This window comes from Vibrio mediterranei (assembly GCF_013364395.1).
Classification (GTDB): Bacteria; Pseudomonadota; Gammaproteobacteria; order Enterobacterales; family Vibrionaceae; genus Vibrio; species Vibrio mediterranei.
Genome location: NZ_JABXGK010000008.1, coordinates 88,652 through 112,672 on the forward strand (window position 1 = coordinate 88,652; position 24,021 = coordinate 112,672).

Annotated in this window: 22 protein-coding genes; 12 read left to right on the forward strand and 10 right to left on the reverse strand. The window is 43.7% G+C overall.

What is annotated here, in order from left to right; genetic code table 11:
• The first annotated feature begins 76 nt into the window (after positions 1-76).
• The 6 genes from HOP38_RS17435 (at position 77) to HOP38_RS26160 (ending at position 4,910) form a co-directional block, all read left to right on the forward strand.
• The gene (locus HOP38_RS17435) at positions 77-1,870 is read left to right on the forward strand and encodes a choice-of-anchor I family protein (RefSeq protein ID WP_198558582.1); all 1,794 of its coding nucleotides are present in this window, start codon (positions 77-79) and stop codon (positions 1,868-1,870) included.
• Positions 1,871-2,012: 142 nt separating this feature from the next.
• Positions 2,013-2,615 carry a 2OG-Fe(II) oxygenase gene (locus HOP38_RS17440; RefSeq protein WP_198558583.1) on the forward strand — a complete coding sequence of 201 codons (603 nt, stop codon included), beginning with the start codon at positions 2,013-2,015 and terminating at the stop codon, positions 2,613-2,615.
• A gap of 216 nt (positions 2,616-2,831) precedes the next feature.
• A complete protein-coding gene (locus tag HOP38_RS17445) occupies positions 2,832-3,419 on the forward strand; it encodes a Crp/Fnr family transcriptional regulator (protein WP_242456554.1) in 588 nt (195 codons plus the stop codon).
• Between the two features lie 218 nt (positions 3,420-3,637).
• Positions 3,638-3,985, forward strand: coding sequence for a hypothetical protein (locus HOP38_RS17450; protein WP_006070091.1), 348 nt, complete (start codon positions 3,638-3,640; stop codon positions 3,983-3,985).
• 37 nt (positions 3,986-4,022) lie between these two features.
• Positions 4,023-4,766: a hypothetical protein gene (locus HOP38_RS17455; protein ID WP_198558584.1), complete on the forward strand. Its 744-nt coding sequence runs from the start codon at positions 4,023-4,025 to the stop codon at positions 4,764-4,766.
• 15 nt (positions 4,767-4,781) lie between these two features.
• Positions 4,782-4,910, forward strand: coding sequence for a hypothetical protein (locus tag HOP38_RS26160; RefSeq protein ID WP_269458204.1), 129 nt, complete (start codon positions 4,782-4,784; stop codon positions 4,908-4,910).
• Between the two features lie 10 nt (positions 4,911-4,920).
• Here HOP38_RS26160 and napH read toward each other — a convergent pair whose 3' ends face one another.
• The 4 genes from napH to HOP38_RS17475 form a co-directional block, all read right to left on the reverse strand.
• A complete protein-coding gene (gene napH, locus HOP38_RS17460) occupies positions 4,921-5,772 on the reverse strand; it encodes a quinol dehydrogenase ferredoxin subunit NapH (RefSeq protein ID WP_198558585.1) in 852 nt (283 codons plus the stop codon).
• A 2-nt stretch (positions 5,773-5,774) separates the two neighbouring features.
• The gene (gene napG / locus HOP38_RS17465) at positions 5,775-6,548 is read right to left on the reverse strand and encodes a ferredoxin-type protein NapG (protein ID WP_006070094.1); all 774 of its coding nucleotides are present in this window, start codon (positions 6,546-6,548) and stop codon (positions 5,775-5,777) included.
• Positions 6,549-6,791: 243 nt separating this feature from the next.
• Positions 6,792-7,244, reverse strand: a complete 453-nt coding sequence (locus HOP38_RS17470; protein ID WP_081411526.1) for a bactofilin family protein — start codon at positions 7,242-7,244, stop codon at positions 6,792-6,794.
• A complete protein-coding gene (locus tag HOP38_RS17475; RefSeq protein ID WP_006070096.1) occupies positions 7,148-8,101 on the reverse strand; it encodes a M23 family metallopeptidase in 954 nt (317 codons plus the stop codon). The genes HOP38_RS17470 and HOP38_RS17475 overlap by 97 nt, the downstream gene beginning before the upstream one ends.
• A gap of 400 nt (positions 8,102-8,501) precedes the next feature.
• On the opposite strand from HOP38_RS17475, the gene HOP38_RS17480 reads away from it, so the two are divergent.
• The 4 genes from HOP38_RS17480 to HOP38_RS17495 are packed head-to-tail and all read left to right on the forward strand — an operon-like array spanning position 8,502 to position 12,439.
• Positions 8,502-9,458 (forward strand): HlyD family secretion protein, encoded by a 957-nt coding sequence (locus HOP38_RS17480; protein WP_124941692.1) that lies wholly within the window; start codon positions 8,502-8,504, stop codon positions 9,456-9,458.
• Positions 9,459-10,385 (forward strand): ABC transporter ATP-binding protein, encoded by a 927-nt coding sequence (locus tag HOP38_RS17485; RefSeq protein ID WP_124941691.1) that lies wholly within the window; start codon positions 9,459-9,461, stop codon positions 10,383-10,385.
• On the forward strand, positions 10,382-11,482 hold the full coding sequence (locus tag HOP38_RS17490; RefSeq protein WP_198558586.1) for an ABC transporter permease: 1,101 nt from the start codon (positions 10,382-10,384) through the stop codon (positions 11,480-11,482). The genes HOP38_RS17485 and HOP38_RS17490 overlap by 4 nt, the downstream gene beginning before the upstream one ends.
• Before the next feature lie 24 nt (positions 11,483-11,506).
• A complete protein-coding gene (locus HOP38_RS17495; RefSeq protein WP_006070100.1) occupies positions 11,507-12,439 on the forward strand; it encodes a LysR family transcriptional regulator in 933 nt (310 codons plus the stop codon).
• Positions 12,440-12,532: 93 nt separating this feature from the next.
• Here the strand turns inward: HOP38_RS17495 and HOP38_RS17500 are convergent, their stop codons facing one another.
• The 4 genes from HOP38_RS17500 to HOP38_RS17515 form a co-directional block, all read right to left on the reverse strand.
• Positions 12,533-13,246: an oligogalacturonate-specific porin KdgM family protein gene (locus HOP38_RS17500; RefSeq protein WP_006070101.1), complete on the reverse strand. Its 714-nt coding sequence runs from the start codon at positions 13,244-13,246 to the stop codon at positions 12,533-12,535.
• A 317-nt stretch (positions 13,247-13,563) separates the two neighbouring features.
• Positions 13,564-14,718, reverse strand: a complete 1,155-nt coding sequence (locus tag HOP38_RS17505; RefSeq protein WP_198558587.1) for a tetratricopeptide repeat protein — start codon at positions 14,716-14,718, stop codon at positions 13,564-13,566.
• A 211-nt stretch (positions 14,719-14,929) separates the two neighbouring features.
• A complete protein-coding gene (locus HOP38_RS17510; RefSeq protein WP_006070103.1) occupies positions 14,930-15,799 on the reverse strand; it encodes a MalM family protein in 870 nt (289 codons plus the stop codon).
• 86 nt (positions 15,800-15,885) lie between these two features.
• Positions 15,886-17,274, reverse strand: coding sequence for a carbohydrate porin (locus HOP38_RS17515; protein ID WP_038230787.1), 1,389 nt, complete (start codon positions 17,272-17,274; stop codon positions 15,886-15,888).
• Positions 17,275-17,712: 438 nt separating this feature from the next.
• Between HOP38_RS17515 and glgX the strand changes: the two genes are divergently transcribed.
• Positions 17,713-19,677 carry a glycogen debranching protein GlgX gene (glgX, locus tag HOP38_RS17520; RefSeq protein ID WP_198558588.1) on the forward strand — a complete coding sequence of 655 codons (1,965 nt, stop codon included), beginning with the start codon at positions 17,713-17,715 and terminating at the stop codon, positions 19,675-19,677.
• 151 nt (positions 19,678-19,828) lie between these two features.
• Positions 19,829-21,592, forward strand: a complete 1,764-nt coding sequence (locus HOP38_RS17525) for a sensor domain-containing diguanylate cyclase (RefSeq protein WP_198558589.1) — start codon at positions 19,829-19,831, stop codon at positions 21,590-21,592.
• Positions 21,593-21,624: 32 nt separating this feature from the next.
• Here HOP38_RS17525 and HOP38_RS17530 read toward each other — a convergent pair whose 3' ends face one another.
• Together HOP38_RS17530 and HOP38_RS17535 are read right to left on the reverse strand one after the other, a co-directional pair.
• Positions 21,625-22,500 carry a LysR family transcriptional regulator gene (locus HOP38_RS17530; RefSeq protein WP_038221951.1) on the reverse strand — a complete coding sequence of 292 codons (876 nt, stop codon included), beginning with the start codon at positions 22,498-22,500 and terminating at the stop codon, positions 21,625-21,627.
• A gap of 140 nt (positions 22,501-22,640) precedes the next feature.
• A complete protein-coding gene (locus HOP38_RS17535; RefSeq protein WP_006070109.1) occupies positions 22,641-23,810 on the reverse strand; it encodes a BamA/TamA family outer membrane protein in 1,170 nt (389 codons plus the stop codon).
• Positions 23,811-24,021: the final 211 nt, after the last annotated feature.

A 24,021-nucleotide genomic window follows, 5' to 3' on the forward strand; every position in this document is an offset into this window, starting at 1 on the left:
GTAGGTTTTTTGTCCATACACACAAACGTAACAAAATATATTTATCCTCGGCGAGTTAATCATTCAAGGAGGAAATATGAACTCGCTTAGAACCACTTTTGCTTCGGTTATCGTAGCAAGCATCGCACTATCTGGATGTGCATCAAACTCTTCTTCAAAGACAGCTTTCAATGCCGTTGAGACGTTTAATATTCAATGTAAAACATCAGTTGTCCCTGAACCTTCAGAAATGTCAATTTCCGGTCTTACCTTGGTCGGCACATCCATCGCAGATGCCCCGTTTGGTACATCTGCTGCAGAGATTGTCAGTTACGATAGCTGCACCGACAAGCTATATGTGGTCAATGCACAAGCAAAGAAAGTCGATGTACTTTCGCTTGATAAACAAGGTAAGCCAAGTTCAACAGGTCAGATTGATCTAGTATCCGCAGCACAGCAATCCGGCATTAAAATTGGCGCAGCGAATAGTGTATCGGCTCATGAAGGACTGGTTGCTGTCGCTATCGAGAATAGTAATAAGCAAGACAAAGGCATTATTGCCTTGTATCGCTCCGATACCTTAGCGCTCATTACCACCTACCAAGCAGGCTCACTGCCAGACATGGTCAGCTTCTCCAAAGACGGCCGTTACCTTGCTAGTGCAAACGAAGGTGAACCCAACGCAGACTACTCTGTCGACCCAGAAGGATCTGTCACTTTGGTCGACCTAAACAATGGACCTCAAAAAGCAGTAGTGACTCAAATTGATTTTCGCGAGTTTAATCAGGGCCAATCTCGTCACTCAGAACTTAGCTCTAAAGTTCGCATCTCTCATCCTAACGCGACTGTTGCTCAAGACTTAGAGCCGGAATATTTAACGTTTGATGATAAAGGCTCGCTCTATGTAGCTCTTCAAGAAAACAATGCGATGGCGACTATTGATGTTGCTTCAGCGAGTGTTAAAAGTATCGTTGGCTTAGGTGGCAAATCTTGGCAAACAGAGAAGCTTGATGCCTCTAATAAAGACAACATTGTGGGCAACTTGAAGAGCTACCCAATGTTAGAAGGCCTGTATATGCCCGACAGCATAGCTAGCTATAGCGTAAATGGCGAAACTTATGTTGTGACTGCGAATGAAGGTGATGGCCGTGAGTATGGTTTCAACACCACACAACAACAATGTGATAAACAAGGTTTCAAGTGGGACGGTGACGAACAGCAAAATGCTGAGGACTACGCTAACAAGCAAGACCTCTGTATCGCTTACGTTGATGAGGTTCGTGGCAAGAAGCTCAAAGTGGATCCGAATCATCCTCTGGCAATCGCTCTAAAAGACAACGCACAATTAGCACGCCTTAAAGTGATCAAGTCAAACCAAACATTGGCAGCAGATGAAAAAGTGCAAGCCTTTGGCGCTCGCTCCTTCTCTATCTGGAATGAAACGGGTGAACGGGTTTATGACAGTGGCGATGAATTTGCCAATATTGTATTCATGAAGGAAGCGATGTACTTCAACAGCACTAATGATAATAACAACTCCGCAGATGACCGCAGTGATGATAAAGGTGTCGAGCCAGAAGCAATTGAAGTTGCAAATATTAATGGTCGTCACTACGCGTTCATTGGCTTAGAACGTCATGGCGGCATTATGGTCTATGATGTTACAGAACCTGCACAAGCCCTGTTTATCACCTACGTTAATAACCGTGACTTCTCCCAGCCAGTTTGCACTCAAGTAGATGATGGCGATTGCGATAATGACCAATACAACCCAAAGGCAGGCGATCTTGGGCCTGAATCCATCGAGTACTTCACACGTCAGGGCAACCACTTCATTGCCGTCGGTAATGAAGTCAGTGGTACGACATCGGTCTTTAGAATCGATCTTTAATCACGCTCTGGGCTCTGACCTTTTTTGTCAGAGCCCAGAGCATAACCGTGTTAATCGTCACGACAAAAAAACAGATTTGATGACAACGGGTTAATTATCTATAAAGCGCCTCCTGTTTCTTATAACCACGGCGGCGCTTATCATGCAAAAGCTCATCGATTCTTTATTCTCTCAAGGCTATTACATTTGGGACGATTTTCTGTCTCCCGATCAAGTTGATGCGCTCAAAGAGTGTCTGCCAGAGAACTGGAAAAAAGCGTGTATCGGTCGCAACGACGAAGTCATGCGTGAAAGCGCAATTCGCAGTGACAAAATCTGCTGGCTATCGAGCGATCTTGGTGAGCCAGTTCAACAATTTCTTAGTAAGATGGAGATCATTCGCCAAGCCGCAAACCAGAATTTTTTCTTGGGCCTATTTGAATATGAAGCGCACTTTGCAAAATATGAAAAGGGTGATTTCTACCAGAAACACCTAGATTGCTTCCGCGGTAACGAGAATCGCCGTTTGACGACAGTGTTCTACATGAACGATGAATGGACAGAGCAAGATGGTGGTGATTTAGTTGTCTACGACTTAGATGACAATGAGCTGACGCGAATCAAACCAAAATCAGGCCGATTATTTGTGTTTTTCTCAGAGCAGTTCCCTCACGAAGTACTGCCAACTCAACGCGAGCGTTTTAGCATCGCAGGTTGGTTCAGAACCAATGGTGTAAAAGACAACATGTTGGATATAGCTCAGTAGCCATCATCCCCTGCTAGGATGCTATTCCATTCTGCCCGTCATAGGTGTTTTCGAACTCAATACACCACTTTAATCAAATTAATTGCTAGAAGTGTCCGCCACCGGATACTTCTTCTCTACATTCCCCTATACACTCTCCCTCAACGACGGCAAGAAACGCATTCATAATGTCCGTAAGCCTCTATAATCTATAAGAAGATATAAGAAGAGGCGGTTATGACAAAGACGATAGCGGTTGAACAATTGAGATGGACGACGTCGTTGTCGCCAGAGTTGTCACAAGAACTAGTTTCTGTAGCCCAGCGAATTTCAATCGAAGACCCTGCGTTGGCAAGCTCAAGTCTCATAAATAGGGGCATCAACTTTATAGAAAGTGGAACATTAGCGATTTGTATACAAACTCCAAATTTAAAAACTGCAAATTGCCTATTAGTGGGTCAAGATGGCTGGTTCGGAAATTATATTGACCCCAATGCCTCTTTGTTGCCTTTTATATTTATTGAAATAGAACCTTGTAGCATTATTCATTTTAGTAACCAACGCTTGCGTCCAATATGTGAAAAAAATGCTGAAATCTACAAGTGGTTTTATTCATTAACGTTTGAGTCAAAAGAGAAATGGCTACAAAGCCAGTTGATATATAGCGCGAACATCACAGAAAGAATTGTTTATCAGTTGATAGATATATTGGCTCATATGAACACCAAAGAATCGATGGTCGAAATTTCAGTGTCACAACAACAATTAAGTGACATGACGGGTATCGCACGCCAACGGGTAAACGAAGTAATGAAAGAACTATAGAGAAATCATCTTGTTACTTTATATAGAGGCAAGATTCGCATCGATTCGCCACAGAGGCTAGCTGCTTATATGGACGGCATTGATCTAAGTATACGCGATCCAAGACTGTATATTTAGTCGTTACCAATTCTATCCAATAATGTGACTACATTTTTGGAAAATGCTTAAACAACTTTTATCAGGTTCTCCTGAGGAATAAACACAGCAGTAGGTTATATATGCCGTTTATCTATGCCATTAAAATTCACACTGATACCAAGGATGACGTAAATAAGAAATTTCGTGTTAATAGACTTGAAGGTGAGGTTATCGTTGACCATTTGGGTCAGGTTTATATTTGCCCTCAGTTAAGTACGACTAAATGGAAATTTTACCCAAAGTCTAGCCAACTTATCGTTAGACAGGATCAACGCTGGAATACTGTTATTGAAGAAACGCTGCTGTTTATGGAAGCGCACTATTCCGTTTCAGTCACAGATAGAAAACCAAGCTGGATTAATATCAGCCAACCTTTTCGATGTCCCAAAATGGCTCTGTATATCAAGAGTCTGGATTTCGTCGCCTAAGTAAACTCAAAGACCATTTTCAATTAAGAGAAACTCTATGAATGTACTACGCTCGTTGTTTTGTTTTTTTACCCTTGGAACCGTCAGTACGTTACTTGGGTGTGGAGGAAGTAGTCCAACTAATCCAGAAGCTACCCTACCGCAACCTCAAAGTATGGTTATTCGTACATTTGACTTTATCGCTAGTCCCAGTGAATACACTGAAACTGACGTAATTGCTATGTCTCTAAAGGGAGAGAAACATGACTTGTTGAAAAACCAGTACTCTCGTCATATCGGTTACTCGAAAACCGTACAATTTCGAGACACAGACGACTTGGTTAACTTGTTAAACATTGAACTTATAAGTCGAAATGAACAGCAGGTGCTAGCTAATACTCAAATTGAACTAGTGGATAAAGCTCGCTATTGGGTTTTTAGTCTAGGTAATACCGACACCGATGACTATCAACTATACGCTCTACACCAACCCAACGTTCAACCCGTGGACGGCAAAGTGCCCGTTTTTATCCTAGATCTTGATGTTCACAAGCATATAGGTAAAACCGCGGTTCACATTGGTCAACAATCGCCGCCTATTGATATCTCGTCACACGGTGACTTCAAACAAATAAATATGTCAAAAGATCTTATGAATTTTGACCTCACCGTAAACTACAGCGACACCAAGACCTTGGACTGCACAGTTTGGACTCCAGAAAAAGACTCAGTATGGAACGATAGTGCTTGGGTGGTATTCATCGTAAATGAACAGTGTCATCTTCGACATGTTGACCAGTAATTTAAAGGTATGATCATGCTCAGCATCTTATTAGCCGCTTATGTGTCCCTAGCCAATATTCACAAACACGCCATTGATAGAAAAGTAAAAAGCAGCAAACTTTTAGAATGGAACGTTACAGAGCCTAGACGCGACGTTCCATAACTTATGACTTCTAACTATGGTCTTGCTTTGAACTCGCAGTAAACTCGAGTACTTTTTCAGCACACACATCAATGCAGCGCCCACAGCTAATGCAATCTTGGCTCATAACACGTCTGTCCCCCTGTTTAAGGGGCTGCCTAAGAACATCGGGTTCAGGGCACACGTTATAACAATCCATACATTTAGTGCACGCCTCGCGGTGAGTTGCTTTAATTCTGATAACGCTCTTACGACCGATGACGCCGTAAGTTGCACCCAGTGGGCACAAATGCCCGCACCAACCGTGTTCAACCAAAACGAGATCAAGTAAGAAAACCAATAGAATCAGTATCCAACCAGCACCCATCCCAAATACCAATCCACGATGTAACGATGCCACAGGATCAATCCACGCCCACAACAGTGAACCAGAAACAGCACTACCCAGTAGAATCACCGGAATCAACCAATAGCGAAGTTTTGGAGACCATTTATAACTTGCCTTAAGATTTAGTTTACGTCGCATCCACGCTGCTAAATCGGTGACCATATTGAGAGGGCAAACCCAAGCACAGAACGCACGAGGAGCAATAAGAGCGTAAAACACAACAACAATGGCAACACCAATGAGAGCGTTCACTTCTGGCCAGTGCCCTGTGGCCAATGTTTGCATCACGAGGAGTGGATCACTGAGAGGAATCACCCCAAATAACATGCTGGATGATAGGTTGCCTTCAAGAATTCCCCATGTTGGCCCCACCATGAATAGACCTATGATGGCCAGTTGGCATAACCTTCTTAAAATCAAAAAACGATGTGCCTTCCACCAGCCAAGCTCTTTTATCGCATCTTTACCCGCATCTTTTGCGCGATTCTTAGCCATGGTTATTTCCTCCCGTCATTAATGCGGATGTGCTCACTCGGCGCTATCTCTGGTGTTTCAGGGAAGGTACCATCGCGAAGTTCTACCTTTTCTTCCCATCCAAGCTGATAGTGGTCGCCCATATGGCCTTTAGCGAGTTCAATAGGCACAACCTTTATGACAGGTACATCGGTAACACATGCCTGCTCACATTTACCGCAGCCTGTACAGTGGTCAGAGTGAACCGTTGGAATAAACTTGGCATGGTAACCAGTGCGCTGGTTGCGAATTGGCTCAAGGGTAATTGCTTTATCGATGACCGGACATACTCGATAACAAACATCGCAGCGCAACCCCTGCCAGTTCAAACACTCTTCATGGTCAATAAGTACCGCGAGCCCCATACGGGAGTCGTCGATATTAGTAAGTGAATGATCAAGCGCACCACTTGGACACGCCACCACACAAGGAATGTCCTCACACATTTCGCAAGGAATATCACGAGCGGTAAAATATGGCGTTCCTGATGCTACAGGAGATAAAAGGGTTGCAAGCTTTAGCGTATCGTACGGACAGGCCTGGACGCATAAACCGCAGCGCAAACACGCTTGGTCAAATTGGTCGCCAGCAAGCGCTCCAGGTGGCCGAATAGGCACTCCTCCACTGGTTTTTGCTTGCCCTTGCTTGGATTGTAACCCTAGTAAAGTCGCCGCAGCGCCAACACCAACAGCTGTTCTCGCTGCGTCACGTAGAAATCTGCGACGGCTTTCAGAAGACTTATTGTTTTGCCTAGACATGCTCAGATCCTTTCACTTTTAGTCAAAGGTATTATTTAATTATACTACTTCCGAGCTCATTCAGATGAGCTGTATGAGGCGAATTGTAACTCTTCTAACTGATGTCCCTACTATACGAAAGGGTTATACTGAGGGTTGATTGATTAATATCAACAATGGATAGCTATCGTTATCACAAATTGAGAAATTAAGGTTGTAGTTCCAGAGGATTAAGGTGCAGCAAGGGAGCCGCACCTTTCGTGCTTAAGCGCTCTTTTTAATGTCGTTTTTTGGACCACTTTTCGGGTTGATTGGCAATTTTGTTTCCGTCGTCTCTTTTGATTTTAGACTCACTACTTCATCATCCGGAAACTCTGCCGTTTCGCCAAAGAATTTACCGCCCGGCTCAATACTCAAGTTGTTACTCCAGACTTTGCCCTTAACTCGACCATTAGCGAGAATCTGAATATGCTCCGCATGACAATTGCCTTCAACAATACCGTTAACAATTAACTGCTTTGCGAATATTTCACCTTTCACTCGTCCCGACTCAGCAACAACTAATGAGCCTTCGACGTGAACTTGTCCATCGACGATTCCATCGACTTGAATATCACTTTCTAATTTGAGTTTTCCGCTAATAGTACAGCCTTTGGCGATGAGAGTTGCAGCTGCTGAGCGACTCTTTGTTCCACTGTTTTTACTAAAGATTCCCATCGTATTCCTCGTTCCTTTTTAAAGATATCTTCAAATTCATGTACACCCCACTCCACAAAAGGCCTAGGGTTTAGCGCTCGCCCAACAAAGCGAACTTCATAGTGTAAATGCGGTCCAGATGACAGACCTGTGTTGCCGGAAATGGCGATCAAATCCCCTTTACGGACAAATTGCCCATTCTTAACTTTGAAGCTCTTAAGATGTGAGTAAGAACTGGAAAAGCCGAATGAATGTTGCAGTCGAAGAAAGTTGCCAGAGCCTTTACTACTGCGCCTCGTTACCTCAACCACACCGTCTGCAGGTGCGTAGATTGATGTGCCTGTGTTCACAGCAAAATCCAGCCCTCGGTGCATTTTAACTTTCCCGGTCACAGGATGAGTACGCTTGCCAAATTGAGACGACATTCGATGTTTCCCCACGGGAGAACCGCTCGGGATCTGGGTCAACATCACCATTCGGATATTAGAGTGGATTGCCGCAGCATCCAGACGGGACTCCAACTCAATATCACCGCCTTGGTCAGACACTCCCAGTACTTTCTCTAAATCAGAAAGTCGTTCAGAGACTAACGCTATGCGCTCTTCTCTATCAGATAGGTCGTTCTCTAAGGTTTGTTTCAGGTCCTGCAAATTTGCCAGTTCGTCACCCAATGTTTGCGACTCACTGGCAAGCTCTTTTTGTTTGAGCTCAGCGTAATCCACAACTTGATAAAGGTGTTGAATAAGCAACGCGCCGCCAAACACCACCGCAACACTGACTCCAAGCAAGCTTTTTAAGCTCCGGCGCATCGATTTACTCAACTGCCAGTGCTTGGAGCCGTTAATGGTTGAAACTGAAATCGTTAGTTGGTCTTTCATGTTTGATGCTGTCTTATCCGTGACTGTTGCAGAATTTCCCTACAAACCAAGTTCACCGTATTGCTTGATTTTATTGAACTAAGCGTTAATTTACGGAATACAGATGACAGGTACTAGTCAGAAAGTGCAATGAAATGTCAGGACGTGACTTTGTGTCAAACAATCAATAAAAACTATATGTTAGGTTTAACAACTGGTTAAAAAGATCCGCGCCGAAGTAATCATATTCTGCTCCCCATCTGACAGCTTGTCAGACTCCCCCTGAAATTAATCACTATCTCACCTCCCAACGAATACCAATATCCAAAACGTCTTGACTTCATAACTTTATGAAAATTAGCTAGAAAATAATCAACTGGCTTCTAATATTGACTATATAAGTGATATTTGAGGGTTTTCTATGAAACGGTCGTTGTTCATTGTTTTCTCTATCTTGTTTTCTCTGGTGGGATGCCAAAGTGACGACAATGGCAAAGCACTAGGTACACTTGAGCGAGACCGCATTACATTTTCTTCTACCGCGAATGAAATCATTCGTGAATTGCCTATTCGTGAAGGGAGTATGGTAAAAACAGGAGATGTTCTAGTTCGCTTAGACACCAAACGGCAAGAAGCCGTATTGGCTCATTCGATAGCTGAAGAAGCAAAAGCCAGTGCTTACTTACTTCGCCTAACCAATGGTGAAAGACCTGAAGATATTGCAGCTGCGCAAGCTAAAGTAGATATGGCCCAAGCTCGATTGATCGAAGCGGAAAAGAACTACTCTCGAGCAGAAGAGTTAGTGCGCAAAAAACTCGCAAGTCAATCGCAAAAGGACCAAGCGTTGGCTAACCGCGACTCAGCAAGAGCGGAGCTAAACTCGGCAACAGAAGAGTTCTCAAAGCTGACAGCCGGTACCCGACCCGAGGATATCACACAAGCAGAAGCTGCCTTGGCTGCTGCCAAGGCCGACGTTGCATTACAAACCCAGCAGTTGGATGAGCTCACTATCGTCGCGACACGTGATGGCGTGCTTGATAACCTGCCATACAATCTTGGCGAACGAGTCGCTACAGGTTCCTTTGTTGCCGTGGTGCTAGCAGACCGGGTACCCTACGCGCGTGTCTATGTTCCTTCTTCAGTCAGGGTGAAGTTTGTCCCTGGTCTTGAAGTGCCTGTTCATGTGGACGGGTTAGAGCAAATACTAACTGGCACAGTTCGTTGGGTCGCATCCGATCCATCATTCACCCCTTATTATGCTCTAACTGAAGATGAGCGCTCACGCTTGATGTATCTGGCAGAGATCGACTTACCCGACAGTGCTCAAACACTTCCTACCGGAGTACCAGCTCAAGTTGACTTAGCGGGGCTGAAGTAGATGAGCGAGATTGCCGTTACAGCAACCAATATCACCAAAAAGTTCGGTGACTTTACAGCCATCAATGGCATTAACTTGTCGGTTCCCAAAGGCAGTATTTATGGGTTTCTAGGGCCCAATGGTTGCGGGAAATCGACCACTATTCGCATGCTAACAGGCCTGCTTAGTCCTACCGAGGGCACAGTTAATGTTTTGGGATTGGATATTCCCCAACAGTCAGAGCAACTGAGATTAAAGATTGGTTATATGACACAGAAATTCTCTTTGTATGACGATCTTTCTGTTCAGGAGAACTTGCAGTTTATTGGGCAAATATTCGGAATGAACCGCTCTTTTTGTAGCAACAGAATAGAAGAGCAACTGAGTATCTACGGTCTGTCCAACCTCAAGAAACAACGAGTCAGCGGCATGAGTGGTGGCCAAAAACAGCGTTTATCCCTTGCGGCTGCGACCATGCACAGACCAGAACTGCTTTTTTTGGATGAGCCGACTTCAGCCGTGGATCCTGAGAATCGTCGAGAATTTTGGGAACAACTGTTTGATCTTAGTGATCAAGGCACCACTATCCTAGTCACCACCCACTATATGGATGAAGCTGAGCGTTGTCATCGATTAGCCATTATGGAAGCGGGAGAAATGCGTGCAGATGATGAGCCTGAAGTGCTGATGAATAATATGGGAGTCAACATCATAGAAGTGCGAGCGCCCCAATTACGAGCATTGAAAGAGAAGCTCATCGCTTGTGAAGAGGTTCGATCTGCAGCTCAGTTAGGAATTCGCTTACGCGTACTGATCTATCAATCCGTCGCTGACCCCATCTTGTGGCTTAAAACGCGCTTCCCTGATTTAGCTCAAGCTGAGCTCACACCGGCAAGACCAAGTTTAGAAGATGTCTTTGTTTCCGTCACAGGTAAGGGCAGACAATGAAAAGCTTAACGCGCATGAGCGCCATAATGGTCAAAGAAATTCGCCAGCTCTCAAGGGATCGTATTACGTTTGGGATGGTTGTCATGATACCGCTCATTCAGCTTATTTTATTTGGATTTGCAATGAATACGGACGTGCGGAATATTCCGATTGCGATCGTTGATCAAAGCCAATCAGCCCCAGGGCGAATTATTGTTGAAGCTGTCAAGGTCACTCAGGTAGTCACCGTTAAAGCGCAATATCCAACGGTTGAGGAAGCAGAGGTTGCCATTCGTGAGGGTGTGGTACGTGCGGCGTTAATCTTACCTAACAACCTAACGCAACGTATTACTCATAAGCAGACACTAGGCCAATGGCTGGTCGACGGTTCCGATACTATGATTAGTTCTGCGCTTTTGGGCTTGCAAAACATGCCTATCAAAGAATTTGCGATAGCAGGCTACCAACCACACTCTCCAAAAACCTTCGAAGCAACCCTACTCTATAATCCAAGTCGCCGATCCGCAGTGAATATTGTCCCTGGACTCTTAGGTGTGATACTGACAATGACGATGATTTTGTTTACCAGTGCAGCCATCGTGCGAGAACGCGAACGAGGCAATCTGGAGTTATTAATCACCACACCTATTCATTCCCTTGAGCTAATGATCGGTAAGATAGTCCCTTATATCTTTATCGGACTGATTCAGATCTTCATTATTTTAGGACTCGGCTGGGCGATTTTCAGCGTTCCCATAAATGGTCAAGTGAGTCAAATTCTGATGGGAAGTTTGCTATTTATAGCCGCTAGCTTAACTCTGGGTTTGGTGATTTCAACCATCGCGCAGACTCAGTTGCAAGCCATGCAAATGACCGTGTTTATCTTGCTGCCTTCTATCTTGCTCTCTGGATTTATGTTTCCTTATGAAGCGATGCCGAATGCCGCTCAATGGGTCGCTGAAGCTTTACCAGCTACTCACTTTATGCGCATGATACGCGGCATTATTTTACGTGGCGCTGATTTGTCTGACGTATGGCGTGATACCGTCTGGCTGGCTGGATTTACCGTAGTCGGTCTTATTGTTGCCGCCTTTAGATTCAAGAAAACTCTCGATTAACAGACAACGACACAGGACGTTGCTATGGACAATAAAAAGCTAGAAAGCAAACCTAACAAGAAGTTCGACCTAAACTTACTGCGAGTGTTTATTTCTACTTACGAAACAGAATCTGTGACCAAATCAGCAGAGCGACTCGACCTGACGCAATCTGCGGTGAGTAATGCGCTGACACGCCTTAAAGAAAATGTTGGCAAAGAACTATTCTCGAGAACAGGCCGAGGCATCAAACCGACACGCTATGCCAAAGAACTGTATGAGCAGACCCATGACCATATCATGAGTATAGAGAAAGTGATTCAAGGTCTAGAAGCGTTTGATCCAAAGAAAACACAACGTACATTCGTCGTATATTGTCATGAAGCCGCTATGTTAAGGCTTCAGAAACGTCTCCATGTCTGTACTACCTATCCAAATATCGAGATCATCTTAAAAGAACTACCTCCCAAAGATGCCAGAATCTACGAAGATCTTCAGATGGAGAAAGTGGATCTAGTTATTGATGTGTCGCCATCAGACAGCAAAGTATTTCAATCAGAATTACTGCACAGTGAAGGGCTAACATGCGTCGCCAGTAAGAATCATCCACGCATACAGCAAGGTAAATTCGATAAATCCAACTATATGACCGAAAGTCATGTTCTACTGAATATCAGGCGCCACAATCTCACATTTGTGGAATGGTTGGTCAGCGAAGTATTGCCACCACGAAAAGTATTTAGCCAACACTCTTCATTGCTTGGAATGCTTCCTTCAGTATCCAATTCACAAGCGATTGCGGTCATACCTTTATCTGTTGCGGAGCAGTATAGCGATATATTCCAACTGCAAACTTTTCCTTTCCCATTTGAAACTAAAACCTTTGATTCCTATATGGTTTGGCCAAGTAAAATGAGTCACAACTCTGCCATTACATGGTTAAGACAGCAGATGGTACATCATCTGAAAGAGAGTTAAACAAAGGCGGGTTATAAAGATTAAAAAAGGCAGCACTATGTGCTGCCTTTTCAATTCGGGTTTGTCGCTAAGCGACAATGTATTCGGTAACGATTAGAAGTTAAAAGTTACACCTGCACGGATACGGTTTTCTGTTTTGAAATCCGTGTATTGTGCATTCGCATATGTTTTATCAAGAATTTGATAATCTACGTATGGAGCCCATGATTCAAAGCCAGTGTACTTAACTTGGAATGTGTGTTCCCACTTAGTGTCTGCTTTGTCAGTACCATTGCCTGTATATGCACCACCGTCTTTTTGGTTGATGTAAGCAGGGTTATACTCAAGTGCGAAGTCGTTTAGGTTATAACCAACCCATAGGTCAACTTGGTTAGTGTCGTTTGTTTTAACACCTGGAGTTGTGCTGCTAGACGCTGCTTGGTAACGGTAACGAGCTGCAGTATAGAAGTTGCCTTCAGCATACGTTGCTTTTAGGTATGGACGGTATTCCATGTGGTCAGAACCGTTCCAGTATACGAAACCAGGAGTTAACGTGAAGTTATCGTTAATTGCCCAGTTGTAGTTTAGTTCTGTTTCGAAAGCAGCAACGCTTTTACCAGAATTGCTAAACAGTTTATCACCTTGAGCTTGAGTACCTTCAAGGTGGATTTGCCAATCTTCTGCAAAGTCAAAACCAGCACGTACACGAGTTTCGTAAGTTTTAGCTTCTGTTTTGTAAGCACCACGAACGTCAACGTAGTTTGCGCTTGCAGGAAGGGCTACAGCAGCAACAAGTGCAGCCGCTAATGTCATTTTAAAAGTTTTCATGAAAAGCTCCGTATAGAACAGGAATGCCAAAAGGCATTAATTTAACGTGCGAGCGTTTAGGCCACTGCCAAGCATCCTTAGACGCCACACTAAAACTGAGCTCAGCATATTTTGTTGAGCATCATTTTTGTCAGAGGAATGTCAAAGTAGAGTTTGAAGTGATGAGCATCACATCATAATTGAACCACAAGCTAATTTACGGAACAAAATATTCTCAAATCGATAACAAAAATAGATTATACACCTATTTTTGATTCATATTAATCATAAATGAAACCACATTAATCATTAACGATGAATTCATACCATAAATGCGATTACTGATTGGAGTAAGATGTGTGATAGTTGGAGTAATTGTAATCAGATTCATTCACTTGCATTGAGGTGTCATTATCGGAGGTCGTTTGCTGACTCTCTGAAGATTCCGTATTTGGCTGCTCTTTATTCAAAGTGTCTGCATCTTCAAGTGCAAAAAGAGGTAATTCTCTTTTATAAAGCTTGTTTAATGCCTTGATTAGCGAATGTTTCACCATCGGCCCAAACTGAAGTTTTTTAATGACGGGTTTTGCCAACGATTGAAGTCCCACGACGGAGTCCACTCCTAATGTCGAACCCACCGAGTCTCTTGCTGATTTTGCAGCCTCATAACCTAAATAGGCGGACATAAACAGCCAAATATAAGCGATAGCAGCGCCATTAGGCTTAATGTCTCGCCATGCTTCACCTGCATAAAACATAGCTTCCACATTGCCTTTCTCAGCCGCACGTTCTAACCAATAGCAAGCTCTGTCAGTATTTTGTTCAACACCAACACCATTTAGGTAATTCAGACCCAGTTTGGTCATGCCCTCTTCACTTTGCTTTTCCGCGGCTTTTTCAAACCAAAGAGTCGATTGTTTAGGCGATGGTGTTGGGTTATCAGGAGAAATACTCCAGTCGCCCATATAGAGAATGGCCTCTAAATTTCCTTCTTCAGCAACTTCTTGGATGGTAGATACACCTTTGGGAATATTGCGCTCGGTACCTCGCCCATAAATTAAAGCCTTCGCAGCCTCAAATTTGGCATGAGAATCCCCTTCAGTACCAGCAATACAAAGGCGCCAATAGTTTGCTTGCTCACGTAATACCAAGTCTTCGCGCTTTTTATCACTGAGACGAACAATGCCGTACATCGCCGTGACGTTATCCAACTGCGCACCTTTATGGTACCAATACAGCGCTTCTTTCACATTCTTGCGTTCGGCTTCTTTCGCTAAATACAAAATTGTAGGTACATGGCCCGTTTCCGCTTTATAAACACGCTCTTGCCTTTCTTGTTGACGCGCTTTTTCAATAGCACGTCGGTAGGCAGCTTCACGCTCAAGACGCTCTTGCTCCATCCTCTTGCGTCTCAAGGATAACGAGAACATCCAGATAAATGCCAAGATGAGCGAAAGACTGGTTGCACCTATTGCAATAGAAAGTGTCGACATTGATTAATAGCTTTTTGGGTAACGGTTACTCTATATAGTAACGGCAGGAAGGGAGATTAATTAAGTGATATAGGCGATCTATTACACGCTTTTACAACTTAGTTTGGAGAAATGACGTTGGCTGAATATCTGTTTAGAGAAAAAGCCTCGAACCATTGCCGCTTCCTATACCGAGCAGAATGATTCGAGACGGGGTAAATTCTAAGTTATCTTACTTACGGCTGTTAATTGCTTTAACAAACGTTTCCTGAGCACCTTCGACGTTAAGAGCTTTCGCTTCATCTAGCAGGCTCAGAGCTTTAGGGATGTTGTCCTCGGCGACGGCTTTTTGGATCGCACTATGATAATAGCTTGTCGTCTCTGGTTGAATGGTTGCTGGAGCTGCTTTCACACTAGTTGCTACAACGCCAGTCGTTGCCGCTGTAACAGGTGCCACCATGGAATTATCAACTTTTCTAGACCCCAATGTGAGGGTCTCTATTTCTAAATTCAGTTCACCGACATAACTGTGTTTAAACTTAGGGTCAGTCACAATAGGTAACGGCTCCCCGCTTTCTTCTGCTCTCACCTTGGCAGGATGTGGTACTGAAACTAACTGGCCGACATCTGAACTGTTAGTGAACACAATCATGTAAGGTAATGACTGTGCGTCGACTTCAAAACTCGTTACATAACGATTCGCATCGAACATGTCTGAATAGCGAATATTGAATTCATCAAGAGTGATAGTTCTTACCACATTATATTCTTTGTCGAGTAATTGAACTGTCGGTGCTAACACTCGTTTTTTGAGCATTTTACTGCTCAGGGTTACCTTTACTTTGCCAGAACGAGGAGAGAACTCGAACGCATTGAAAAAGCTCTTACCGGTTTTGAACTCCCATACAGGAGATGATTCATCAATTACAAAACCAACATCTTCAGTCTTATCCAACTCCACCCAAGCAAAATCTTTTTTACTGATACAGCAAACGTCTTCTGACTTCATTTGAGCATCTGTGATGGTGGGCTCAACACCAGAGTTACTCGCACAACCAACCACACTTAGTCCAAGTACTAGCGCCAAAATATTTTTGTTCATAATATTCCACCATTTTAGAAAAAGAAGGCAGTCCTTAGACTGCCTTGTTAGATTAAGACTTCATCTAGTAAATTCAACTAGGTTGATTAGAACCAGATTTCAGCTTCGATACCGAATCGAGTATCACTACCTTTCGATGATTGCGACCATCCATAAGAATCATCGCTAGATGACATATAAGCAATGTATGGTTTGATCTGTGGACGTCCCCAGTAGTCTGCATTCACAGTGAAAACAGGTGCTAATGTAGCTGAGTAGAAATACGTTGTATCGTCTGTACGCCATCCCTTAGCTGTTTCGCTTGCCGCTGTTAAAACTGCTTCCCAACGGAAGTTGTCACTTACTCGGTACGTAGGAGTTAAGCCCAAGAATGCGCGAGTTACGCCATCCTGCGCGCCCCAAACCTGGCCACGATCATTGTTATCAATGTTCCAATAAACAATTTCTGAACCAAGTTGAACGTTTTCAGTAATGTTGGCAACACCGTAAGACGTTAAGAATAGAGAGACATCGTCTTCTGCCCATCCACCATTCCAGTTACCGAAGTTTGTACCTTTAGTGGCCGCAATGCCTTTACCATAAGTAACACCCGTTAATGACCAGCCATCAAAACCGTAGTAGTCGCGAGAATAAGTAATACCAGCGCCAATACCATTTTCAGCTGCATCTGGTGTATTAGTATCTACACGATATTGATCTGAATGAGCACGTACTTGGTACTTAAGGTCGAAATCAAAGCTTCCGCCGAGTCCTTTAATACCATATAAGTAAAGGTCTAGTGACGTTAATGTTGTACTACGACCATCATCTAGCGTATTACAGTATTTACCGTTTACAGTCTCGTCATAATCCGGACCGTTATCCGGTGTAACTGTGTTCACACAATAACCATCACCAGGATCAGCAGAAACTACTGCAAAACCTAAGTTATCCGCAAAATCTAGGCCTTTATATTCTACACCCGCACCTAGACCCGAAGACTGCTTCCAATATTCTTTCGTGATAATACCTGCTTGACGGTTCAAGTAACGTTTACCAGCCCAGATGCTGGTGCCTTCAGCAAACATTGAAAGGTCACCAAGCTCTACATACGCTTCTTTAAACTCTAATTGACCTGACGAAAGGTGACTGTCGTTACCGCCTGAAGAACCATAGAAACCACGACCATTACCACCCTCGTTGTTACCATATTCTGTCTTTAGAACGTATTTAGACCAAGCGCCGTTTTCGTAGTTATTGCCTTTAGTTACCGTAAACTCTACTTGGTTAGGGTTACCAGAGAAAGCTGCACCCGCTGCGCGATAGTCACGGCGGTGCTCCCAAGTTTCATTAAGTTGTAGAGACTCACCTACGTTATATAGAAGGTGTCCATAACCGTTAACTTGCCAACCTTCTTGTACTTTGTCTTCCGCCATCACAGCGCCTGAAGCTAAAGCACCCACCACTGCAGCAGCAATTACACTTACTTTTTTCATTAGAAAACTCCGTTTAACTTATCGTTATATTCAATTTCATTTTCCAAAACGCCGCAGAGGCAGTACTGATGCGTTTAGGTCTGAAATATTTATCGGTTTAGGGTCCCGAGTTGATTGAACGGTGTCAGATTAACCAAGTAGTAAGTGCGATACGTCCTCCACCCTGAAGATTGTTAAGGGGGATGAGAAAGGATGAGAAAAATAACCGTATGGTGTTTTTTAAGGATAAGTCACAAAAAAAGGGGGGAGGAGTAGCGGATTTGGTAATGTTTTGACGCACAAAATACGTCTTACATCACTTTTTACAAAATAACGCCAAATAAACTGAAATTAAATTACATTTAAAATTCTGTGATCTTAACTTGACCTAATGTTTACAAAGCTATTAACTATTGAAAGTTAAGTAATGTCATTCACGAACAAATAGAAAAAAATCTTATGACACAACATCAATCAAGCCCATATCCATTAGGGGCGACGCTGGATATACGAGGATGTAACTTCGCGATCCATGCTCCAGATTGCCCAGATATCCAATTAGCTCTCTTTGATGACAACGATAATATTCAATTGTTCCCACTCCCTAATGAATATGCTGGAGTAAGGCATACCCACATTAGCGAAGTCAAGGCTGGGCAACGTTATGGTTTTGTCATAGAAACGTGTGAAGAGCGTCATTTCATATCAGATCCTTACGCAAAATCGTTGGACAAAGCCCTGCACTATATTCCGCCATTTGATGCATCAAAAAGCTTTGAACTACCGAAATGTGTGGTCATTGCTGACGACTTCGATTGGCAAGACACTAAGCTACCAAGAATCCCTCGCGAAGAAATGGTGCTGTTCGAAACTCATGTAAAAGGCTCCACTAAGCTCAATGAGAAGGTCCCATCGCAGAATAGAGGTAAGTATCTAGGCTTAGTCAGCGAAGAGATGCTGAAGTTTTATAAGCAGCAAAATATCAATTCTATACAATTGCTCCCTGTCGCTGCCTGTATGCATGAACCTCACCTGCTCAACATGGATAAAGTTAACTATTGGGGCTATAACCCATATGTCTTTATGGCACCAGATCCGCGCTATGCAGATTCAGATGCTGTCCTAGAACTAAAATCAGCTATTCGTGAACTTCACCGCCATGGTATTGAGGTCATTCTTGATGTGGTCTACAACCATACTGCAGAGGGTGGAGATAACGGAGCGGTCTTCAATCTGAAAGCCTTGGATTCTAAATTCTATCTACGCCATGGTGAGTTCTTTGCAAACTTTACCGGTTGCGGAAACACGGTTGACCTCAATTATCAGCCAGCACTCAACCTTGTTATGGATACACTCCGTTATTGGGTTCAAGAGTTCAACGTCGATGGCTTCCGTTTTGACCTTGCTGCGACACTCGGTCGTAACGGAGATAACTTTAACCGTGACGCTGCCTTCTTTAGAGCTGTCGCGCAAGATCCTGTATTAAAACAGACTAAGTTAATTGCAGAGCCATGGGATATCGGTCCTAATGGTTATCAAGTCGGTAACTTCCCATTTGGTTGGAATGAGTGTAATGATCGCTTGCGAGACATTACGCGCAGTTTCTGGCGGGGCGATCAAGGTTACTTGAAAGAGTTCGCTACCCGATTAATGGGTTCTCGAGACCTATATAGTGCGGCAAATTGGCCATATAAACTGACCGTGAACTACATCACCTACCACGATGGTTTCACTATGCAAGACTTGGTGTCATACAAGCATAAGCATAATGAGGCCAATGGTGAACAAAACCGTGATGGACACGGTGATAATCGCTCAGACAATTATGGCGCAGAGGGCGACACAGACAACCCAGTCATCTTGGCAACTCGCGAGAAGCAAAAGCGTAACTTTATGGCAACGCTGCTCTTCTCGTTTGGTATTCCCCATATTTTGACCGCAGATGTGCTCTCACACACGCAAAAAGGTAATAACAACGCCTATTGCCAAGACAATGAGATCAGTTGGTTGGACTGGAGCTCAAGCGAACCAAAAGAGCACTTCAGACAATGGCTAGCTGACATGCTTGCCGCTCGCCAGGAGTATATGGTGCCTTTCATCCGCGCATTTAGCGGCGAGAAGCGTAACGACAATCGCATTTTCTGGAGCCGTGTGGATGGAAAATTAATGAGCATGGAAGATTGGAATCGACTTAGTAGCGTCGCACTACATATTGGTATTGGGGATGACGGCGATGAGATGGTTTACTTAATTAACCAAACCAAAGCACCTGCTCGTTTTACCTTGCCAAACGATCGAAACCAGACTTGGAAGACCATTTGCGATACTCATATTGCAGAGTCTGAAGTAGGACATGCTGAAGGTGAAATACTTCAAGCTCCAATGTCGATGGCTATTTTGCACTTTTCTCCAACAGATTCATGATCTAACGTTAGTCCATTCATCAATAAGAGGTTGTTTTTCAACCTCTTATTTTTATCAATTGATCTCTACTAACTTTACGTCAAATAATTGTTTTGTATCCCTTATCTAAGACGTAGTACCATTTCCGCATGCTCAAATGGTTTAATACAATATGTCTCTGCCGAAAATCCTACTACGAGCCCTAAAACCGCTCACTTTTGCTCTTATTGCAGCGCTTATTTTTATCTCCTATCAGCAATATCAACATTCTCTTCAACTCGCGAAATCTCAATCTCAGTCCAATGTGAAAATGGCAACGGCACTAGTTTGGTCACAAATTGAAGCGACCTTTGCAAAAGTGGATTTACTGCAAAAGAATATTGACGACGCACGTTTTGCTTCACTTGTTACGCAAACACTAGACAACACGTACCTGTATAAAAGTATTAGTGTGTTCGACCCGATCGCTCAAACCTATGTCGATAATCATGGAGAAGGTATTAGCGAGCAGACAAAGTCATCGATTCAGTGGCACTCCTTCGATGCTCTTTCGCACCAGTATGCTGTTTCGACCCTATATCAAAAGCAAGATGGGCTCTGGGTATTTGCTATCAAACAGCAACTTAGTCACCCCAGGCTAGAAGTCTGGTTTGAGGTAGACGCTCAGCATATCACCCAATATCTCGCGAATATGAAAACGCTTAAAGAAGGCTATGTATTCGTAATAGATGGCACTAATGGCCGACTTATTTTCCATCCTAATCCTCTGAGAATCGGCACAGAATCCATCAGCTACCTAAAGGGTCTAGAACAGAAGATCACCTATGGACAAACTAGAGGTAGCTACGAATACCACTACAATGGCGAACTCAAAGTCAGTATGTTTGACGCAAGAAACCCAATGAAATGGATATTCGTTTCTGGAACGAGTCGAGCAGATATTCTGTTTACGTCTTATCAGATTTCACTCACCGCTTTGGTCATATTAGCGCTGTTATCGCTGGCTCTATCTATTAACTACATCAGTTACCAGCTCAACCACTCTTTAGCAAGACTCAACCAGGCGCCTGACATTGCTCATTTTAAACACGATCTTCGCGCCATCTTTGACCGTTTTATCTTCCACAAAGGCGTACAATTTTGTCTATACGAACAAGATACTGGGAGCTTTAAAACCGTCGACTTTCATGGCAATACCAAAGTTATTCATCAATGCCAGTCATTGCCGTCCATCTTCACCTCACGTCAATTGAACTATGTATATAACAGTAACAATGATGCGTTGGCGCGAAAGCTTCAAGTGAATGGGCGTCATTACATATTGCCTATATTTCAGAGGGATACCCTAATTGGCGTGATATACGTTAAGAGTGCGTTTTTTGCCTTTGATGGCGTAATAAGAGCTATTCGAGATTTCTCTGAAGTCGCTCTTTCAAACTTATTGCTGTTCCAATACCTCAACGATAAGGATTCACTTACTGGACTGGACAACAAGCTCACCATGCGTTCAGAGTTGACCCAGCAACTCAGAAATTCTAGCGCTTACTTTGCTTTGATCGATATAAATGGATTAAAAAGAATCAATGCTGACTATGGCGATATGATTGGCGACACGATTATTCTGTATGTAGCAGACATCATCAAACGCAGCTTCCCAAAGCCAAAGTCACATTGCATTGCTCGCTATGAAAGCGGACTATTTGCGGTACTATTCGAGGCAAACGACAACGTCGATGCGAAAAAGCAGCTTGAATGGTTAAGACAGCTGATAGAAAAGCTACCTTTGAACATTCATGATGAATGGATTACAGCAACCGTCTCTATTGGCGTTACAGCAACAGGAGATAGTACAGATGGCATTATTGGTAGAGCTACTCAAAGCCTACAGCAGGCAAAACTAAAAGGTCGTAATCAAGTCCACATTCATCAAGCATAAAAAAAGCCCCTCGGTTGAGGGGTTATTTTTATTTAGAATACACCAAGCATCTCGCATAAGTACTTAGCGGCAGGACCTAACCTCGTATTGGATTTCCACAGCACATCCGCAGAGTTCATCATTTCATAGCGCTGGAATTCAGGCCTAAAATCAATCAAGGTACCCATCGCCTGCTTTTCAACAGTGAAATCTTTAGGCACTATCGCCCAGCCGATACCCTGCTCCACCAGCTTGATCACATCTTCTTGATCGTCAGCTTGCCAAATATCTTGAGAAAACGCGCCCTGAGCCTGAAGCACCGTATTCTGCATCATGCTGCGACACACAATTTGTCGTTCGCCAATAAGGGTTTCATTGCTCACTTGCTGCATGTCGGCAAAAATCGAATCCGGGCTACAAATACACACCCACTCGATATTAGCGATAGAAACAAAGTCTAGCCCTTCTGGCACCGCGTCGGCCGCTAGGTTGAAACCAAGTTCCACTTCATCTTTGATAATCGCGTTAGTGAGATGGTGTGCTGCAAGCCTCGAAACATCAACTTGTGTGAAAGGAAAGCGTTGAGACATTTTCTCAATTGCGGATTCCAACAAAGAGAATGGTAGTAAAGGGTCAATGGCGATCTTTAATGTATCTTCAACACTATCAACACTAGCTTGTGAGTAATTACGAATTCGTTCAGCTTGTCTTAAAAGCACCTTAGCTTGCGACAACATTCGCTCGCCTTGCGGCGTCAGCTTAGGGTACTTGGTACTGCGGTCGAAAAGCGTAATCCCGAGATCGACCTCCAGATTATTGACACCAATGCTCACTGAGCTTTGGCTTTTTCCTAAATGCCTCGCAGCAGCAGAAAATGAGCCTTGTTCTGCCGCAGCGACAAAAGCAACAAGCTGTTCAATATTCAGCATACCCAACCCTTTGACTATATTATTAACAAGCGCACCATCGTAAAACAATAGCACAAAAATTGCACCCAAAGATAAACCAAAACAATAATGCCAGTACCGATTATTTGCGCTATAAATCAATAAAATGGCTTAGCTGGCATCTAGAAAGCTTCTCCAAAACGAATATAAAAGCTGGTATTTCCCATCTTTGATACCGCCGCGTCTACGCCAACAGTAAATCGCTCTTTGGCATTCAATAGGTAACGAACACCGACGCCAGCCGACGGCACAACTTCAGACTGAACCGAGTGCGTGTAGTACCGGTCCTGATTACCTATCACCGCCGCACCAGCGAAAGCCACACCGCTCCAGAGTGTGGAGAACTTATGCCTATATTCAATTTCAGCTTGGTACACTGAACTGCCTCGGTATTTATTCCAATCGGCACCACGTAAACTGGGGGTCACAAACTCATATTCTGGCGCATCACCTAACATTTCCTTACCCATAACTCGGTACGCCAGCACATCATCTCCAATTGGGAAATATTGACTAATTTCTGCATCCAGTCTGGTAAAGCGTTTGCCCGTCCGTTTGTCTCTTGAGTAGTGCAAGGTACTCAAATCGACGTTTAATCCCTGCGTCGCCCCCATCATATTATCGCGAGAGTCGTAGGTCATAAGCAGTCCAAGCGCGCTATTGCTGCCACTCATTTCTTGCTCAAACGCTTTTTTAATTTCTGGATCGGTATGCTCATTAAGGCTTGCGTTACCACCACTCCACAAACCTTGCACCCCCAAATACAGATCATCAATGATTTGCTTACGTACCTCTGCGTAAACAAAGTTAGAGTAGGATGAATATTGAGCGGCTTTAGGTAACTGCATTCCGACGCGCCCTGTGTATTTCAAATTGAGACCAAAGTGTCCAGCATAGAAACCCGCACGCCACGCATCATGCGCGAAAACATGTTCATGTCCTATGATTGCCATGCCACTGCCAGTATCAGTGTATTGACCGTAAAACATACTGGTAGAGGGGTTTTTAGCGCCTTCGGCTCGGTCGTGAAGGTACATGGCATTAACGCCAAGACCCAGACCAAGTGCATCATCAGTAATTGGAACAGGAAATGCGGCGAACTTGCGGTCAGGAAGCTCATCTGATGTTTCCACCGACTCTTCGGGCTTGTCCTGACTCTCTGTTGAAGTCTTCGATTCGCTCGCGTCGCAATAAGGGGCAAAAGCTAGTATTGATATAGCCATCAAAGTCGATGAAAAGTTTGGCGTGTTCAAATGAAATCTCTGTGCGTTATTGAAAATCGTACGTAGCACTTAGATTCCATTCTTTTGAGACCACTTAGGCTCATTGAGTGCAGTTTGGTGGAGGTATCACCAATCGACGTCCTACTAAATATTAGTTTGAGGAAAAAGACCAAGTATCCGCATAGTTAATAGGTAATTTTCAAAACTGGCAATTCAGAACAAACAATAGTCGATCATATATATATTAATAACACACCAAATGAGCAACGCATTCATTGAA

Coding starts and splice junctions, on each gene's coding strand:
- napH (WP_198558585.1), bottom strand. CDS start 5,772: ATGGCTAAGAATCGCGCAAAAGATGCGGGTAAAGATGCGATAAAAGAG.
- HOP38_RS17510 (WP_006070103.1), bottom strand. CDS start 15,799: ATGAACAAAAATATTTTGGCGCTAGTACTTGGACTAAGTGTGGTTGGT.
- HOP38_RS17490 (WP_198558586.1), top strand. CDS start 10,382: ATGAAAAGCTTAACGCGCATGAGCGCCATAATGGTCAAAGAAATTCGC.
- HOP38_RS17450 (WP_006070091.1), top strand. CDS start 3,638: ATGCCGTTTATCTATGCCATTAAAATTCACACTGATACCAAGGATGAC.
- HOP38_RS17500 (WP_006070101.1), bottom strand. CDS start 13,246: ATGAAAACTTTTAAAATGACATTAGCGGCTGCACTTGTTGCTGCTGTA.
- HOP38_RS17470 (WP_081411526.1), bottom strand. CDS start 7,244: ATGGGAATCTTTAGTAAAAACAGTGGAACAAAGAGTCGCTCAGCAGCT.
- HOP38_RS17525 (WP_198558589.1), top strand. CDS start 19,829: ATGTCTCTGCCGAAAATCCTACTACGAGCCCTAAAACCGCTCACTTTT.
- HOP38_RS17485 (WP_124941691.1), top strand. CDS start 9,459: ATGAGCGAGATTGCCGTTACAGCAACCAATATCACCAAAAAGTTCGGT.
- HOP38_RS17495 (WP_006070100.1), top strand. CDS start 11,507: ATGGACAATAAAAAGCTAGAAAGCAAACCTAACAAGAAGTTCGACCTA.
- HOP38_RS17475 (WP_006070096.1), bottom strand. CDS start 8,101: ATGAAAGACCAACTAACGATTTCAGTTTCAACCATTAACGGCTCCAAG.
- HOP38_RS17480 (WP_124941692.1), top strand. CDS start 8,502: ATGAAACGGTCGTTGTTCATTGTTTTCTCTATCTTGTTTTCTCTGGTG.
- HOP38_RS17530 (WP_038221951.1), bottom strand. CDS start 22,500: ATGCTGAATATTGAACAGCTTGTTGCTTTTGTCGCTGCGGCAGAACAA.
- HOP38_RS17515 (WP_038230787.1), bottom strand. CDS start 17,274: ATGAAAAAAGTAAGTGTAATTGCTGCTGCAGTGGTGGGTGCTTTAGCT.
- glgX (WP_198558588.1), top strand. CDS start 17,713: ATGACACAACATCAATCAAGCCCATATCCATTAGGGGCGACGCTGGAT.
- HOP38_RS17435 (WP_198558582.1), top strand. CDS start 77: ATGAACTCGCTTAGAACCACTTTTGCTTCGGTTATCGTAGCAAGCATC.
- HOP38_RS17505 (WP_198558587.1), bottom strand. CDS start 14,718: ATGTCGACACTTTCTATTGCAATAGGTGCAACCAGTCTTTCGCTCATC.
- HOP38_RS26160 (WP_269458204.1), top strand. CDS start 4,782: ATGCTCAGCATCTTATTAGCCGCTTATGTGTCCCTAGCCAATATTCAC.
- HOP38_RS17440 (WP_198558583.1), top strand. CDS start 2,013: ATGCAAAAGCTCATCGATTCTTTATTCTCTCAAGGCTATTACATTTGG.
- napG (WP_006070094.1), bottom strand. CDS start 6,548: ATGTCTAGGCAAAACAATAAGTCTTCTGAAAGCCGTCGCAGATTTCTA.
- HOP38_RS17445 (WP_242456554.1), top strand. CDS start 2,832: ATGACAAAGACGATAGCGGTTGAACAATTGAGATGGACGACGTCGTTG.
- HOP38_RS17455 (WP_198558584.1), top strand. CDS start 4,023: ATGAATGTACTACGCTCGTTGTTTTGTTTTTTTACCCTTGGAACCGTC.